Here is a 16,475-nt window from a genome sequence, read left to right on the forward strand (position 1 = left end):
TAGAAATGAGGTAAGTTTTTCAAAACATTTAAAAAGAACAGAAATGAAAAAAATAATCATATTAATAGCTGCTATAAGCATGATTTTTTCGAGCTGCGAAATTGACAATTTCGAAGCACCTGCTGCAATGCTTAGCGGTACCGTGACATATAACGGGAATCCTGTTGGCGTTAGAACCAATGGAGCCCAGTTTGAACTGTGGCAGGATGGTTATGCCCTTCGCGAGAAAATAGCGGTGCATATTGCACAAGATGGTACTTATTCGGCACGATTGTTCAATGGAGAGTACAAGCTTGTACGGTTGGCCGGAGCTCCCTGGGATGCACAATCGAGCGATACGATTGTAATCAATGTTAGCGGAAATACCGAGAAGAACGTCGAAGTAAAACCATTTTTTACCATTAGTGATGAGTCTTTTGAAGTGAAAGGTAATGCGGTTGTTGCAAAGTTCAAAGTGAACCAGGTCGATCCGGATGCAGCCCTGCAGGATGTGAAACTGTATCTCAGCAAAAACGTCCTTGTGGATGAAAACCAAAAAGATTTTGCATTAAAAGCGGATGTTTCTACCATCATCTCCGGACAAGAGGTGACCATGATAGCAACCTTGCCTCAAAGCCTGGATGGTGAATTCTATTATTTTACCAGGGTAGGAGTTCGCTCCGACAAGTCAAATGAATTCTATTATACTCAGGTGCAGGAATTACAAGGCGATCCAAATGGGCCGAAAAATCCAACAGCTGATTTTACATCGTTAGTAGATGGCAGGGATGTTGCATTTGCAACTACTTCAAAATATGTTGAAACGTTTATGTGGGATTTTGGTGATGGTGAAACTTCAACAGAAGAGAATCCGAGCCATACTTATGCCCAAGGTGGGGACTACACAATTACATTGACAGCAATGGGAGGAGAAGGAACGATATCAGCTATTGCTACACATACGGTGAACGTTGGATATGTTCTTATTCCTGTAACGAATGGGGATTTCCAACTTTCTGGTACTGACAACAGAATAGTAAATTGGGGAGATGTCCAAGGATGGAATAGTGACTCACCAACAACTGATTCCGGAGTGGAGAATTTAGGTACATGGTGGTCAGCCGGAAACGATAGTTATAAAGGCGTTTTGTTTAATGTTGATGCATCTGGATATAATATCACTGATCACATTATTTTAGAAGGTGAAGTATTCAAATTGAATTTGGAAGCCATTAATATATGGAATGGTCCAAAAATCACGGTTTCAATCGTATATCTGGCAGATAACGGTTCCAGAAATGAAATAAGCTCTAAGACTTTTGATGTTGTTTCAAATGAATGGACAGCCATTGAACTAGTTGCTACGGCTACTGCAGAATCAATTGGTGGAAAATTAGGGATTGAATTTAAAGGCGTTTCAGGTGACGGTGCTGATAGTTGGACAAGTTTTGACAATGTTGAATTATTTGCGAAGTAGATCTTAATCTTTTAATTGAATTAAAATGAAATATTTGAATATATATAATTTGAGATTTTTAGCGGTTGCATTGTTTCTCTCATTATTTGTTGCATGTGCTGAAGATCCGATTGATCCGACTGGCGATTTTACCTATGAAGTAAAATCAGACAATACTTTATCAGTAGCTTTCGCTGCTTCAGGAGCAGATGCTGTTTCTGTGGAGTGGAACTTTGGAGATGGTGGAACATCAACCTCATTGCACCCGGTACATACCTATGATGTAGGTGGAGATTATACGGTGGTATTGACCATATTGGGGGAAAGTGGTTCTTCTTCTGCCGTTATTACTAAAATGGTTACGTTAATAGATAGTCCTGTCGGGGGGTTTACTTACGAATCTAATTACCTAACAGTATCGTTTACCAACACGACTGAATTCGGTGTTTCCTATACCTGGGATTTTGGTGATGGTGAAACATCTACAGACGAAAATCCTGTTCACACTTTTGCCGAATCGGGCGATTATATAGTATCGTTAACAGCATCAGGTGCCCAAGGATCTGTACCTTCAACAGTTTCTGAAGCGGTTAGTGCCGCAGAGGGGGTCATTGCTGTCTTTAATGGCGACTTTACCTTACCTGGAACCGCAGATATAATCCAAAACTGGGATTCTAATCCGGAATTCGGTGATATACCTGGATGGACTAGCGAAGGTGATCAATATGATTGTGGAGTGCTCCTTTATAGTACAGATGGAGCGGTAGCGGATAATGGAACAGAGTACTTTGGAAAGTTAAGACACACAGATGGACCTCTTTACAACTTAACAGATCATGTGATATCAGCAGGTGAAACATTTAGATTGAGCCTTGACTTATGTGACCTGTATTGGGGAGCTGCATCATATAGATTGTATTATAATACCGGAGACGGGATTCGACACATTCTCGATAGTAAAAATGTTGAACCATGGATAGATGCTGGTAATTCTTCTAATTGGGTCTCATATGAATTGGTTGTAGTTGCACCAGAAGAGTCCGTTGGTGCGCGGCTTGGAATTGAACTCGAAACAATTGGCACAGAGTGGGGTGATCCAAATCGAGATGGCTGGTCAGGTGCTGACAATGTTCAATTGTTTATCCGATAAATACTCTTTGCTTGAGAAAATAAAAAATGCACAGGCTGAAAATGCCTGTGCATTTTACACCAAAACCAACAAATTGGATAACAGGCATTAGTGGTGGTTATAAATGCCACTTTGATGTAGGTCTGTTCATCCCTGAATATTTCAAATACCAATGAAACGACATTTAAACAATATCAGACTGAAAAGGAGTTCTATACTATTGGTATTGATAGCAATAGCCCTTCATGTCAATTCTCAATCTTTAATTTGGACCAGTAGTACCGAAAACAATACATGGATAGAGTCCACAATAAAACTTGAAAAGACAGCAATAATAACTCCGGTATTGGAGGTGAGCGGAAATGAAGACTTGCTGACTTTTAAAGCCTGGGGAACTTGTTTTAACGAACGTGGCTGGGATGCACTGAATATGCTTCCTCGTAATCAAAAAGAAACAATTTTAAACCAACTATTTTCAGCAGACGGTGATTTGCGTTTCACGATGGGACGTTTTTCAATGAATGCCAATGACTATGCCCGCGACTGGTATAGCTGTGATGAAGTAAGTGGCGATTTTCAGTTAAAATATTTTAATATTGACAGGGACAAAACAACATTAATCCCTTTCATCAAAGCAGCGCAGGAGTATAATCCCGATTTAACGTTTTGGATTTCTCCGTGGTCACCTCCTTCGTGGATGAAAATCAATCACTACTATTCAGTGGTGAGTAACCGTGATTTTAATAAGTTAGATCCCAAATTAGATTTCATTTTATTTGAAGATAGCGAGAAAAAATACGATAATCTATTTCCACAAAAGCTAGCTGTAAATGATTATTTTATCCAGGATCCTCGGTATTTAAGCACTTATGCGAACTACTTTTGTAAGTTCATTTCAGCATATGAAGAAGAAGGTATACCTGTCAGGATGGTCATGTTTCAAAATGAATCCTGGAGCTATACCCCATACCCAGGTTGTGCCTGGACACCTGAAGGGATTATTCGCTTTAATTTAGAGTATCTGGCACCGGCTTTGAAAAAACAACACCCGGAAATCGATCTTTACCTGGGTACAATCAATACAAACCATTACGAAGTGATTGACGAAGTGCTTTCCGATCCTCGTATGCCTGAAACCATTAAAGGTTTGGGCTTCCAATGGGAGGGAGGGCAAATTCTTCCACGCCTTCGTGAGAAATACCCCAACTATAAATATGTACAAACAGAAAGTGAATGTGGCTGGGGCTCATTCGACTGGGGAGCAGCGGAGCATACTTTTAACCTTATTAACCACTACCTGGGAAACGGTTGCGATGAATATACTTTCTGGAATGCCATTTTAGCCGATGATGGTATCAGCGGCTGGGGATGGAGACAAAACGCGTTGATTCGTGTTGATTCTAAAACAAAAACAGCAATCTACACGCCGGAATATTATGCAGTGAAACATTATACTCACTTTATGCTAGCGGGAAGTAAAATTCTGGCAACTAAAAATGGGAAAGAGGATAAAATGCCTGTAATGGTAATTAAAAATCCGGAAGGCCAATTTGTGGCTTTTGCCGGTAATTTCAATGATGATAGCAAAGAGCTATGTGTGAGTTTGAGTGACCGCTTTTTAAATGTCAAGCTTCAGCCTCACTCGATTAATACATTCCAACTAAAATAAAAAAGGCTAGATGGCTTAAAACAGAAACTATAAAACGTCATGAAAAAAATCTTTAAATACTTTGTGGTTATTTTGTTCTTTGGTGCTGTTTCACTTGCTTGTACTTCCCGGTACAATCAGCAATCCGGAACTATTGAAAGGAAGCATAACTTCGATTTTAACTGGCAATTTGCATTAGGGGATTATCCGAATGCAGAACAAGTTAGTTTTGAAGACACCTTCTGGAGGAATTTGGATTTACCCCATGATTGGAGTATTGAAGGTGAAATAGCACCTGACAATCCGACGGGCAACGATGGTGGCTATTTCCCCGCTGGTATTGGATGGTACCGAAAGAGTTTTGATGTGCCAAAAGAATGGGAAGACAAAAAGATATCCATTTATTTCGAAGGCGTTTACATGAATTCAGAGGTGTTTGTCAATGGTGTTTCTCTTGGGGATCATCCTTATGGTTATACTTCGTTTAATTATGACCTTACGCCCTACATCAACTATGGAAAAAAGAATTTAATTGCAGTACGAGTTGATAACTCTCAACAAAAAAATTGCCGTTGGTACAGTGGCTCCGGGATCTACCGGCATGTGTGGCTTATCGTCAATTCACCTGTTTGTTTTGATCATTGGGGGATCGCGATTTCAACACCCAAAATAACAGAGGAAAGTGCAACAGTTGAAGTAAAAACACTTGTAAAAAATGAGACAAATCAAAAACAAAATATTGATGTTGTTACAGTTATCTCAAACGCCAGCAATGAGAGTGTCGAGAAATATCAGTTTAACGTAGATTTAGAGCCTAATAGCGAAAAAGAATTAACCCACGATATTCTTGTTGAACGTCCGTTGCTTTGGAGTCCTGAAGCGCCCAATTTGTATTCAGCGAAATCTATCATTAAACAAGAAACACGTATTACCGATGAAGTTGTAACTACTTTTGGTATTCGCTCTATAAATTATTCAGCAGAAGGTGGTTTTAAGTTGAATGGCAAAACGATAAAACTAAATGGAGGTTGCGTTCATCACGACAATGGAATTTTGGGAGCAGCGGCATACGACCGTGCAGAAGAACGAAAAGTTGAATTATTGAAAGCGGCAGGTTTTAATGCCGTGAGAACTTCTCATAATCCACCATCTGAAGCATTTTTGGATGCATGCGACCGCCTGGGACTTTTGGTTATTGATGAATCTTTTGATGGATGGAGAGTCGCAAAAGACCCGACACCACATGATTACTCGACTATTTTTGATGAGTGGTGGCAACGTGATCTGGAAGCAATGGTTTTACGCGATCGAAACCACCCATCGATTGTCATGTGGAGTAGTGGTAACGAAATTATGGAACGAACTTCTCCGGAAGCCGTTGAAACAGCCCATATGCTAAACAGCTACATTCGAAAGTTGGATCCAACACGACCTGTAACTTCGGCCATGACTTCATGGGGGCAAGGATGGGAAATATTCGATCCGTTAATGGCCGAACACGATATTTGTGGATACAATTACATGATGCATGAATCCGTGTCGGATCACGAGCGGGTCCCTTCACGCGTGATCGTTCAGACTGAATCGTACCCGAAAGATGCTTTCTATAACTGGAAAATGGTCAAAGAGCATGATTACATTATTGGCGACTTTGTTTGGACGGCAATGGATTATCTGGGCGAATCGAGCATTGGCAGATATTACTATCCCGGTGATCCTGAAGATCAGCATTGGGAACGTGATCACTATCCATGGCATGGAGCCTATTGTGGCGACATTGATCTGATTGGTTGGAGGAAACCGGTTTCGCATTATCGTAATCTGCTATGGAATGATTCTGAAAAAATTTACATGGCTGTTCGTGAGCCTAATCCTGAAAGTGGTGCCATTAAAACAACCATGTGGGCAGTTTGGCCAACCTGGGAAAGTTGGAACTGGCCTGGCTTTGAAGGAAAAGAAATACAAGTTGAAGTATACTCTAAATACCCGAAAGTTCAACTATATCTGAATGATAAATTGATTGGTGAAAAGCCAACGGGGATCGAACAGGAATATATGGCAACCTTTTCATTGCCATATTCTCGGGGAGCTTTAAAAGCCATAGGTGTTGATGGGAAAAAGGAAATGGAATCAACTGTTTTAAAAACTGCAGGTGAACCGTCCAAAATAAGGCTGATTGCAGACCGGACAGAAATAAACGCAAATGGTCAGGATTTATCCTTTGTAACTATTGAGATTATAGATTCAGAAGGAAACCGTGTACCTGATGCAAGCAATGAATTGAAATTTTCAATTGAAGGAGAAGGAGTTATTGTTGGAGTAGGGAATGCAAATCTAAAGGATGAAAATCCTTATGTGGGTGATCACTGCAAGGTGTGGAAAGGACGTGCACAGGTTGTAGTTAAAAGTACCAGAAAATCTGGTGAAATTAATCTTACCGTAAATTCTTCCGAACTACCTGCCTCAAAGCAGTTAATTCGAACGGTGGAAGGTGGTATGTGACAGTTAGTGAGTTATCTCTATGAATATTTGAACCCTTAACTTTGAACTTATGACTAAGATCGACAATTTAGATTTTATCCATTGGACCAATACCCAGAACGGCATTATAACTATTCCGGATCGACTAGCTGAAAGATACATGGAACATATGCAATATGAGAACTCTGATAATGCCGGAGATATCCAGACTTTAAATAGATATGAAAAAAGAGGAAGAATTTGTTATCCTTTTAAATGCCATTGCCCTTGGTGTAATACTGATTTTATGAGTGATGAAGAACACGTACGTGATACAGTAAGATGAATTTATTTGTCATACAGAATAAATACCATTTCCCAGATTGGGACGTAACAAGAGCCGGCATGTGCGAGTAGAGATAATCAAAGACACTAGGATAAAGCTAATACCATAAAAGCTATGAATAAATCGATTATTTTATCAGTAATACTGTTTTTTGCAGGACTTGGGACTTCCCAAATTTGTGCACAAACAGGAAGCTCCAGCGATAACCTGGTCGCCAAGCCAGTTGCAGACAGAAACGTAGTTTATAGTCTTAGTGACGAGGGTGTTTCAAAGCCAATAATCTGGGGATTGGATTTGGCATGGCTTGATGAAGCCAACATTATTCGTGGAAGCAGATTTATGGGAAAAGATATTGTGGACGTTGTGCGCTCGTCATTTATGCCAACGGATCTAATCGTTGATGGGAAATTAACTGGAGGGGCACTTACCAATACCAATAAGCGGATCGATATTATTAACACCTGGCTTGATCCTTCGACTCAAGTGGTGTTGAATTCAGACCACCCTTCAATAGGTGATATGTTTGCTCCGTCAAACCCTGACCAGGATAAAAACTGGGCAGAGCTACTTGATATCACCAGGGCGATGCATGTAGCTGCCGGACGAACCGTTATTACTGTTTCTCCATTTAATGAGCCTGATTTTGGTTGGGGACAAGGAACAAGAGATGATTTTTATGATATTATTGTTGAATTGAGAAAAAATCCCAACTTCAACAATATTCGTATTTCCGGTGGTAATACGCTTAACAATGACGTAGCTCTGGAATTGTACAACTTTTTAAAACCAGCCGGATTAGATGAAGGAAATACACATCAGCTTGCGGGAGATTTCGATCATTATGCTGAATTTTTTAAGGCAGTGAGAGATAGTGGTGACCATGCAACGGCTGACGAATTGCACAATGTGATGGAAGCAATGGTTGGTGTTGAATATGGCATGCAAACAGGCATCTGGTGGGGCTGGGCAGAGTATGCCCGCGGAGAGTTTTGCAAAGCCAGTAGATCCGGTGGCGCACGATTAGGGTATGCCGAACATCGCCCTAACTGGACGGCTGCATCGGTTTACCGGGCTCCTGATGGAAAAGTACAGGCCTTTGGTGGAACTTCAGAAAGACAGGCTGTAACTACCTCTTATAACTTCATTTCAGAAGACCGTGGTGTTTATTACGATGGGGTAGGTCCGCAGCGGGTTTTCAATTTAGTAATGCCTGGAGGTACCGGATATCAAAATGGCCAGACAAATGCTGAAAGAGTAATCAATATCACCTATGGGGAAGATGTTCAACCTGAGATTAATGGTCGATATATTCTGGTTAATAAAAACAGTGGTATGTTATTAGCTGATGCATCCGGCAATCTTGTTCAGGAAAGTAAAAGTAGCTCTGCTTCCCAGCAATGGGATATTAGTCCGGTTAATTCTCGTATTGGAGGAGATTTCAGCTATTACAAAATAGCCAACGCGTCGAGTGGTAAATCTCCCGATGTTTTAAACTGGTCATTGGATAATGGAGGAAATATTATTCCTTATGATTTCGGCTCTGCGAATCAACAATGGTTTCTTGAGTATGCTGGGGATGGTTGGTTTTATATTCGTCACAGAAATAGTTCACTGTGCATGGAGGTGGCCGATAATAGCAGCTCAGATGGCGCAAATATCCAGCAATGGGAAAAGGATGGTGGAACTAACCAGCAATGGCGTTTTTTGCCGGTTGATGCTCCAATTGAATTTGAAACACCAAGCGAACCTGAAAATCTCACAGCTAACGGAAACGCTGTGTCTATAAAGTTACAATGGAATGCCAATACCGAAACTGATATTGCAGGTTATGATATTTTACGTGCTGAATCAGCAGTTGGCGAATACAACACAATTGGAAGGAATGTAAATGCAACTTCTTTTGTGGATAATACATCGTTAGCTGGCGTTCAATATTCCTACAAAATCAGGGCAGTTGATCACTCATTAAATCGCTCGGCATACTCAAACGAGGCTTCAGCAACTGCTTCAGGCGAGGATGATATGGTAGAATACCTAACATTTGATGATGAAGATCTAAAAGATAACACTGTGAACCTAAATCATGCATCTGCCAGTGGCGGAACTTTTGTGCAGGGTAAACAGGGAGCAGGCGCACTATCCCTTAACGGTTCAAGTGATTTTGTTCAGCTGCCTGAAAGTGTTGCCAATCATCAGGAGCTTTCAATTGCAACATGGGCAAATTGGGCAGGTTTTAACGTGGGACAGCATCTATTCAATTTTAGTTCAGGCGATGGTGATTACATTTATTTATCTCCATCAATTTCAGGGCAAATGGAATTTGCTGTTAAAAAAGACGATGTGGAACAAAAATTGAATACGTCAGCATTGCCTGCAAATAAATGGGCATATCTGGTTGTCACCCTTGGCAGTAATGGTGCAGTGATCTATCTTGATGGTCAACAGATTGCTGAGTCCGCAGGTGTCACCATCATGCCATCGGATATTAAACCCCTGATGAACTACATTGGAGTAAATCCATCTACCAAAAAAATGTTTGAAGGTTCAATTGATGATTTTCGGGTATATAATTACCAATTGTCAGGAACTGAAGTAACTGAACTTTATGATGATATGACCACTGATGTGTTTGATAGGATTATGGAAGACACGGATTTGTCTGTATACCCAAATCCGGCAGATGATATTTTGTACATAAGCTACTCCGAATATAGTAAAAGTGAATATTCCACACTCTACCTGTTAAGCATAAGTGGTAGTGTCGTGATGAACATTGATATAAAATCAAACGGTAGCTCCAAACTTAATGTATCAAAACTACAGTCTGGGATTTACCTGCTAAAACTTACAACAAGCGAAGGAACTATAACAAAAAAAATAATCATAAAGCACTAGTAAACAACTGATAGTAATTGTCAATGGGATAATAGGTTATTGCAATTATTGCTTTCAAATAAATGTGATTAAAAATGAAAAGAATTTTCTTTAGAAATTCAGTAGTCTTACTATTTGTTCTGCTCTTGCTCGTATCCTGTCAAGATCGTACAAAAAATGAAATCTCCTTTCATCAATGGGCAGCAACGCCACCAATGGGTTGGAACAGTTGGGATTGTTTTGGTCCATCAGTAGTGGAAGATGAAGTAAAAGCCAATGCTGATTATATGGCAGCAAACCTGAAAGATTTTGGTTGGGAGTATGTTGTGGTTGATATTCGCTGGTATGTGGATAATCAAACTACCGGGCATTACAATGCCTACGATAACTCAACTTTTATTTTCGACGAACACGGACGTTACATGCCATCTCCCAGACGTTTTCCATCAGCGGCAAATGGAGCTGGATTTAAACCACTGGCCGATTACATTCATAATTTAGGTTTAAAGTTTGGCATCCACATTATGCGGGGTGTACCTAAAGAAGCGGTTTTTAATAAACTGCCAATTAAGGGAACGGATAAAACCGCTGCGGATATCTATTCAACAGACTCCGAGTGTACCTGGCTTCAGGATAACTATACTATTGTTGCTGAAAAAGAAGGATCGCAGGAATATTACAACTCAATTTTTGACCTGTATGCCTCCTGGGGAGTTGATTATGTGAAAGTTGATGACTTGTCTCGTCCGTATCATGCCGATGAAATTGAAATGATCCGTAAAGCGATTGATCAAACCGGAAGGCCAATGGTTTTTAGCATGTCGCCGGGAGCTACTCCTATTGACGAACACGAACATGCAGCAGCACATGCCAATATGTGGCGAACCATTGATGATTTTTGGGATAACTGGGCGCAATTAAATTATTCATTTAGCAAGTGTGCCGAGTGGGCTCCTTACATTCAGCCCGGAGCATGGCCTGATGCTGATATGCTTCCATTGGGGAAATTTATTCGTGGTGAACGTGCTACCGATCGATATACCAAGTTTACCAAAGATGAACAATATACCCTGATGACACTTTGGACGATGTTTAAGTCGCCATTAATGTTTGGAGGTAATATGCCGGATAATGATGAGTTTACCAATTCACTGTTAATCAATAGCGAGGTGCTCGATGTGCATGCTCATTCAATCAACAATAAGCAGTGGTTTAATGAAAATAATGTGATTGGCTGGACAGCAGATGATTCGAAGACAGGGGACAAATTCATTGCACTTTTCAATAGTGCTGGAGATGGTTTTGTGACGACAAAAAATTTGCTTTATCGGAGCGGTACTGTGTCACAGTTGACAGATGGATATGGAGAAGAAATCGACATCGAACTTCCCAAAGAAAGTGAGAATTTATACTTGATTGTTAATGATGGAGGTGATGGCTTTACCTATGATCATGCGAATTGGATCAGTCCAACTGTATATCTTGCAAATGGAGATTCAATTAAACTGACGGATTTGAAATGGAAGGATGCAAAAGCAGGCTGGGGGACTGTTGCTGTAAATAAAAGCATATCGGGAGGAGAATTAAATGTAAAGGGAACATCGTATGAAAATGGTATCGGAACTCATTCACAATCAATTATCGTATATGAACTTCCTGAAAACTGTGTTCGCTTTAAAGCTTTTGCAGGATTAGACATCGGAGGCACAAGTAATCCGGGCGGTTCCACAGTGGAGTTTATGATTTCAACTGACGATCCCACTCCTAATGAAGAAGATAAAAACAGTACTGTTTCTATTCCAGTGAATTTAAATAAATTAGGCTTTTCATCAGCGTGTACAATTAGGGATTTATGGAAGAAGAAAGATGTTGGAACTTTTTCTGATTCTGAATTCGCTCCAATGATCAAGTATCATGGAGCTGGGTTGTTTCGTATTACGCCGATTTCAAAATAATAGTGTTAGCATAAATCAAATTGTCAATATATTAAATCAAAAAAATGCGAAACAAAAAGACCAATATAAAAATAATGAAATGGTTGTTTGTGGGTGCTGCAATACTTACAATGATCTCTTGTGCATACAGTCAAAGTTTGCGGAATATAACAGAGGAACCTAAAGAAAAAGGTGCTTATTTGTTCGCATATTTCATAGGAAATAAACCAAACGAAGAAACTGTTCGTTTTGCAGTAAGCTTCGATGGCTTTAAATACCGGGCGCTCAATAATAATGAACCCGTTCTGGATTCCAAAGAAATCAGTTCAACAGGTGGTGTGCGTGATCCACATATTTTGCGAGGAGTTGACGGCAATTCATTTTATATGGTTCTTACAGATATGACTTCAAATAAAGGTTGGGATTCAAACCGTGCGATGGTACTACTCAAATCCAACGATTTGACAAACTGGACATCCTCAGTTGTCAATATCCAAAATGAATATGAGGGGCAGGAAAATCTAAAGCGAGTTTGGGCACCTCAAACCGTTTATGATCCTGCTGTAAATAAGTATATGATTTACTGGTCAATGCAACATGGTAACGGCCCGGATATTATTTATTATGCTTATGCAAATGATGATTTTACGGGATTGGAGGGTGACCCAAAAGTACTTTTCATGCCGAGAAATGGTAAAGCTTGCATCGATGGTGATATCGTTTTAAAAAATGGGATCTATCATTTGTTCTATAAAACAGAAGGACATGGCAATGGAATTCGGGTTGCATTAACAGATTCCCTTGGATCGGACAGGTGGATTGAACAGCCCGGGTATAAACAGCAAACCACAGAAGCGGTGGAGGGGTCATCAATCTTCAAACTAAATGATAGCAATAGTTATATCATGATGTATGATGTGTATATGAAAGGAGGCTATGAGTTTTGTGAAAGCGTCGATCTTGATGAATTTAGCGTGGTTGATCAAAAGGTTGATATGAATTTTCATCCACGCCATGGATCAGTCATTCACATTTCACATGACGAATTTCAAATTTTGATAGATAAATGGGGAATGCCGGAAGATTTATAATGAACTATTCAACTATAATTTGTTGGCTGGGATTTTTCCTGTTTATGGGATTACACTCCTATGCGCAAAAGGATGCTGACCTGTATCATGGTGTTATAGATACAAGATGTCGGGTAATTATTGATAATGATTTTGGAGGTGATCCCGATGGACTATTCCAGTTAGCGCATCATTTGTTATCGCCAACCGTGGAGGTAAAAGCAATAATTGGTTCAAAACACTATCCGAACGGGTTTTATGGGTATCCCGGAGATGCAACTTATTCTAGTAAAATGGCCAATGAGCTATTATTAGTGATGAACTTGAGCAATCAATATACGGTCAATGAAGGTTCCAACTCAGAATTGACGGATACGCTTACGCCAGTTGAATCAGAAGCCGCAAAAGCCATCATCCGCGAAGCTATGCGCTACGATACTAAAAAGCCATTGTATGTAGTATGTGGTGCTGGTTTATCCAATATTGCCAGTGCTTATTTAATGGAACCTGAAATCGCAAATCGAATTACTTTGATTTGGATTGGGGGAACAGAATATGAAGGTTTGGCCTGGTCACCTCCGGGAGCAAGCAAGCATTGGGAGTACAATACCGGAATTGACGCTAAAGCGTGCCAGGTTATTTTTAATCAATCCCAAATTCCAATCTGGCAGGTTCCTCGAGATGCTTATCGACAGTGCTTAACGTCTTATAGTGAACTTCGCTATAAAATGAAAGACAAGGGACAAACTGGTGAATATCTCCTTCATCGATTGGAAGATTTAATGAAACGGGCAGATGGAAGTTTGGGTGAAGCGTATGTCTTGGGCGATAGTCCATTAGTGCTTTTAACAGCATTGCAGTCGTCATGGGAGGTAGATCCTTCATCCAGCAAATACATCTGGAAGCCGGCACCGATAGTTGACAAATCCGGGCAGTTCTATGAAAATTCCGATGGGCGAAAGATCAGAGTTTATTACGATTTGGATACTCGGTTGATGTTCGAGGATTTCTTTGCTAAGGTGGAATTATTTAAAGAAACAGAACAGAAATAAATACAAAATAGAACTTCAAAATAATATCATGAAAACTAAATTAATATTCCCTCTTCTTATAAGTCTTTTCTATGTGAGTAGTCTCTTTGCTCAACCTGGGTTTGGCGAAGCGATACTCACAAACAAAGGTTGGAGATTTGTGTTGACAGATGTCGAAAACGGCCAGCAATCTGGTTTGGATGACAGCCGTTGGCAAGATATTGATTTGCCTCACGACTGGAGTGTAAAAGGACAGTTAAGTCCAACATTGGCAAGTGCAACAGGCTATTTACCTGGTGGAATTGGCTGGTATCGAAAGCACCTGCAAGTTCCTGCAGATAAAAAAGGAGAAAAAATATACCTGTATTTTGAAGGCGTTTATAATAGAAGTGAAGTCTTTATTAATGGAATATCTCTTGGGAAACGGCCAAACGGATACATTTCATTTATGTATGATGCGACGCCTTACATTAAACAAGGAGAGGAAAACCTAATTGCCGTTCGGGTTGACCACAGCCAGTCTGCTGATTCGCGCTGGTACACCGGCTCAGGAATTTACCGCGATGTTTGGGTGGTGTATGCCAACCCGATTCACATTGCACAATGGGGAGTCTATGCTTACCCTGAACCACTGAAGAAAGGGTATCAGCTTCAAATTAAAGTTAATATTGAAAACAGCCAAAGTAAACTATCAACACTAACTGTCAAAAACGAATTGTTTGATACAGCTAATAAACTAATTGCAAAGTCTTCGGAGAAAATAAATATTGAAGCAAATGGAGTAGGTAAATTGCAAGCTGGACTGAAAGTCAGTAATCCTAATTTGTGGTCGCTTGATTCACCGAATTTGTATACACTGAAAACTTCGGTTTACAACAGGGGTGAACTGGTCGATGAAACTAGTACCATTACTGGTTTCCGCCAGTTCACTTTCGATCCCAATAAAGGTTTTGCGTTAAATGGTGAATGGATGAAAGTGAAAGGGGTATGCCTCCATCACGATGGTGGTGTGTTGGGATCAGCAGTTCCCCGCGAAGTGTGGAAAAGAAGATTGATCACTTTAAAGGAAATTGGCGTAAATGCTATACGCACGAGCCATAATCCTCAAGCGTCTGATTTATATGAATTATGCGACGAACTTGGTTTGTTGGTGATGGATGAAGCGTTTGATGAGTGGGAATTTCCAAAACGTAAATGGCTACAGGGCTGGAATGTTGGTACTCCCGGATTTCAGGGCTCATATGATTTTTTTGAAGATTGGGGAGAAAAGGATTTAGCGGATCAAGTTAAGAGAGATAGAAACCACCTGTCTATTTTTGCCTGGAGTATCGGTAATGAGGTAGATTATCCGAACGATCCGTATTCACACCCAGTGTTGGATGGTGGGGCTGCAACAGGTTTCACTCAGCCAATTTTCGGTGGCTACAAAAAAGATGCACCTGATGCAATGCGTCTGGGGGATATTGCAAAGCGCCTGGTGAAAGTGGTTAAACAATACGACAAATCCAGGCCAACCACAGCAGGTTTAGCAGGTGTTGCCATGTCAAATCAAACAGAATATCCTTTTTCGATCGATATTACCGGTTACAACTATACCGAAAGTTTATACGATCACGATCATCAAAAGTATCCTGAACGGGTTCTCTTTGGTAGCGAAAATCGTCACGATATAGAAGCATGGAAGGCCGTCACCATTCGTGATTTTGTTTTTGGACAATTCCTGTGGACCGGCATTGATTATCTGGGGGAATCTGGTCGATGGCCTTCCCGTGGCTTCTATTCAGGCTTACTTGATTTTGGTGGATTTATCAAACCACGTGGGTATTTCCGTCAATCGTTGTGGTCGGATAAGCCCATGGCTTACCTGGGAACCTATCCTTCACCTGGAAAAGGAAGCAAGAGCCAAATGAAAGATGTTTGGTCGCAGTTAGATGCCGAAAATGCAAGCGGTAATTACGAAGAAAAAGTACCTTCGATGGATGCATGGCCAATCTGGAACTACGAAGAAGGTCAGTTAATTCGAGTGGTTTGCTATACAAATGCCGAACAGGCAGAACTACAGCTAAACGGAAAAGTAGTAGGAGAGAAGAAGCCCTACAGCGACCAAACCGGAATTATCTATTGGGATATTCCTTACCAGAACGGAAAGCTGGAAGTAATTGGTCTGGATGCCAATGGCAAACAAGTGAGTAGTTATACGCTTCAATCTTCAGGCAGACCTTTCGCCATTGACGTAATAGAAGAAGAAACTTCTGTTTCTAAAAATGGAGTTGCACAGCTTGCCATCCAAGTTGTCGATGAGAATGGTGTCCCAGTGATGCTATCGGATGACGACGTCACTTGCCAGGTTATAGGTGATGCCAAACTCTTAGGCCTGGAGGCCAGCAACAACGAAGATATGGGCGACTATACCGATAATAAACAACGGGTATTTCACGGTAGGTTGATTGCCTATATACGAGCCGGGGAACAACCGGGTGAAGTGAAAGTGAGGTTCTCTGCCAATTGGTTGAAGCCTGTTGAAACAAGTTTTGAAATCCGCTAAAAT

10 protein-coding genes are annotated in these 16,475 nt (G+C 40.6%); all 10 read left to right on the plus strand.

Going from position 1 to position 16,475, the window contains the following annotated elements:
- Positions 1 to 43 precede the first annotated feature (43 nt).
- On the plus strand, positions 44 to 1,456 hold the full coding sequence (locus ACUNWD_RS02175; protein ID WP_445586119.1) for a DUF3823 domain-containing protein: 1,413 nt from the start codon (positions 44 to 46) through the stop codon (positions 1,454 to 1,456).
- Between the two features lie 25 nt (positions 1,457 to 1,481).
- Entirely contained in the window at positions 1,482 to 2,585 is a 1,104-nt protein-coding gene (locus tag ACUNWD_RS02180; RefSeq protein ID WP_445586120.1) for a PKD domain-containing protein, read from the plus strand.
- A gap of 151 nt (positions 2,586 to 2,736) precedes the next feature.
- On the plus strand, positions 2,737 to 4,233 hold the full coding sequence (locus ACUNWD_RS02185) for a glycoside hydrolase family 30 protein (RefSeq protein WP_445586121.1): 1,497 nt from the start codon (positions 2,737 to 2,739) through the stop codon (positions 4,231 to 4,233).
- Between the two features lie 39 nt (positions 4,234 to 4,272).
- Entirely contained in the window at positions 4,273 to 6,714 is a 2,442-nt protein-coding gene (locus ACUNWD_RS02190) for a sugar-binding domain-containing protein (RefSeq protein WP_445586122.1), read from the plus strand.
- Positions 6,715 to 6,763: 49 nt separating this feature from the next.
- Positions 6,764 to 7,018 (plus strand): hypothetical protein, encoded by a 255-nt coding sequence (locus ACUNWD_RS02195; protein WP_445586123.1) that lies wholly within the window; start codon positions 6,764 to 6,766, stop codon positions 7,016 to 7,018.
- 114 nt (positions 7,019 to 7,132) lie between these two features.
- The gene (locus tag ACUNWD_RS02200; RefSeq protein ID WP_445586124.1) at positions 7,133 to 9,913 is read left to right on the plus strand and encodes an RICIN domain-containing protein; all 2,781 of its coding nucleotides are present in this window, start codon (positions 7,133 to 7,135) and stop codon (positions 9,911 to 9,913) included.
- Between the two features lie 74 nt (positions 9,914 to 9,987).
- Complete coding sequence (locus ACUNWD_RS02205) at positions 9,988 to 11,847, plus strand: NPCBM/NEW2 domain-containing protein (RefSeq protein ID WP_445586125.1); 1,860 nt, start codon at positions 9,988 to 9,990, stop codon at positions 11,845 to 11,847.
- A 44-nt stretch (positions 11,848 to 11,891) separates the two neighbouring features.
- A complete protein-coding gene (locus ACUNWD_RS02210) occupies positions 11,892 to 12,917 on the plus strand; it encodes a glycoside hydrolase family 43 protein (protein ID WP_445586126.1) in 1,026 nt (341 codons plus the stop codon).
- Positions 12,917 to 13,948 carry a nucleoside hydrolase gene (locus ACUNWD_RS02215; protein ID WP_445586127.1) on the plus strand — a complete coding sequence of 344 codons (1,032 nt, stop codon included), beginning with the start codon at positions 12,917 to 12,919 and terminating at the stop codon, positions 13,946 to 13,948. The genes ACUNWD_RS02210 and ACUNWD_RS02215 overlap by 1 nt, the downstream gene beginning before the upstream one ends.
- A 28-nt stretch (positions 13,949 to 13,976) precedes the next feature.
- Complete coding sequence (locus ACUNWD_RS02220; RefSeq protein ID WP_445586128.1) at positions 13,977 to 16,472, plus strand: sugar-binding domain-containing protein; 2,496 nt, start codon at positions 13,977 to 13,979, stop codon at positions 16,470 to 16,472.
- Positions 16,473 to 16,475 lie beyond the last annotated feature (3 nt).

The organism is Sunxiuqinia sp. A32 (genome assembly GCF_052690465.1).